Raw genomic sequence first — 1,332 nt, 5'->3', positions numbered from 1 at the left:
CGTTTGTTCCTGTTGTGTGAACCTGACATTTACAAACTAGGGAGGGGGTCGGGCATTGAGGAGGGTGGGGGACTACGGCAACGAATATTGCTTGAAATTTGCAAGCATTTTTCGGGATCGGGAGGGCGGCGTGGTGGTGTCGGGTGGCCCGGTGGTGCGGAGTGAATTGTGCTTAAAATTTGCAAGCAGATTTGAGCCGAATGATGCGTCGCGGTAAGGCCATAAGCGATGCGTGAACACATGCGGTAAAAGTCTCAAATTTGCAAGCACTTTTCGCGGTGTGGCGGGGTGTGATCGTCGGGGTGTGGGGGTGGGGGTCAAGTTCGTGTGTGAGGGTGCGGTCGATATTCCTTCTGAGGGGTTGTGTCCGCGAAGGTGCGGCGGCCGCCCTTATTCGAGGTAGGGGCTGGTGTCCGATTTGGCCCGTGGTTCGTACCTATGGCGTGCAGGTGGTGGTGGTGGGGCGGGGAGGGGGTGTGGGGCGCGCCGCGCACATGGTGCGCATGGATGAGATGACGGATGCAGTGGTGGCGTGGTTCGTGCGGTGGGAGCGGGTGGGGAAGGTGGCGCGGCGTGCGGTGGTGGCGTGGTGGTGGCTGCCGGTGGGGGTGGTGGGGGTGTGGGCGGTGTGCGCGGGTGAGCCGGTGGGTGCGGCGGGCCTGGTGGAGCTGCTTGGGGCGTTGCGGGGTGGCGGGTAGCGCTCGCCGCGTCTGAGCGGCTCTGAGCGGCTGTCTGCGGCGCTGTGAGGGGCGTTCGGGCCTGGCGGGGCATGGCGGGCCTGGTGGGGGTATGTTGTGCCGCTGCGCGCCGGGAGGGCTGGGGGTATGTGGTGACGCCCGCGCTCGCCGGGGTGGGGGTATCTGGTCGCGCTCGCCGCAGCTCGAGCTGCTCGCCGAGAGTGGGTTGCACCGGGCGCCGGCGTCTGCTCGCAGCGCCGCTGTGCACCCGCCTGAGGGCCGAGCGGCAGGGCCGGGGGATCCCCGCCCACCCGAGGGCACCCCCGTCATCCTCAGCCCGATCTGGAAGCAGGGGAGCACCCCACCGTTCCGACCCCTCCACAACCCGACCACCGCGACCGCGACAGCGCGTCGCTCGACACCCTGCCCGACCACCTCGGAACGCACCGACAAGCACCCGAACCGACCACCCTCGCCCGACCACTTCGACACCGCTACGGCTCCCGTCAACCCGGCCACGCAGCGCCCCGCCAGGGGCGCAGGAGCGCGCCAGCGCTCCGACAGAGCGGCGGCGCCAGCCGCCCGCTCGCTGCCCCCCCCTGTGGTCTCCCGGATCAGGTCGAAGCAGTGCTGGAGGGCGGCGAGCATCCCGAGA

The 1,332-nt window shown here is 68.5% G+C and carries 1 protein-coding gene; it reads left to right on the top strand.

The annotated features are described in order from the left end of the window. Positions 1 to 458 precede the first annotated feature (458 nt). Positions 459 to 698, top strand: coding sequence for a hypothetical protein (locus tag GLO27_RS19555; RefSeq protein ID WP_167256643.1), 240 nt, complete (start codon positions 459 to 461; stop codon positions 696 to 698). Positions 699 to 1,332: the final 634 nt, after the last annotated feature.

Origin of the sequence: Microbacterium sp. Be9 (assembly GCF_011754135.1) — a bacterium.
Taxonomy (GTDB): Bacteria; Actinomycetota; Actinomycetes; order Actinomycetales; family Microbacteriaceae; genus Microbacterium; species Microbacterium maritypicum_A.
The sequence above is the reverse complement of the archived record's forward strand: the minus strand, read 5'-3'. Positions and strand labels throughout refer to the sequence as shown.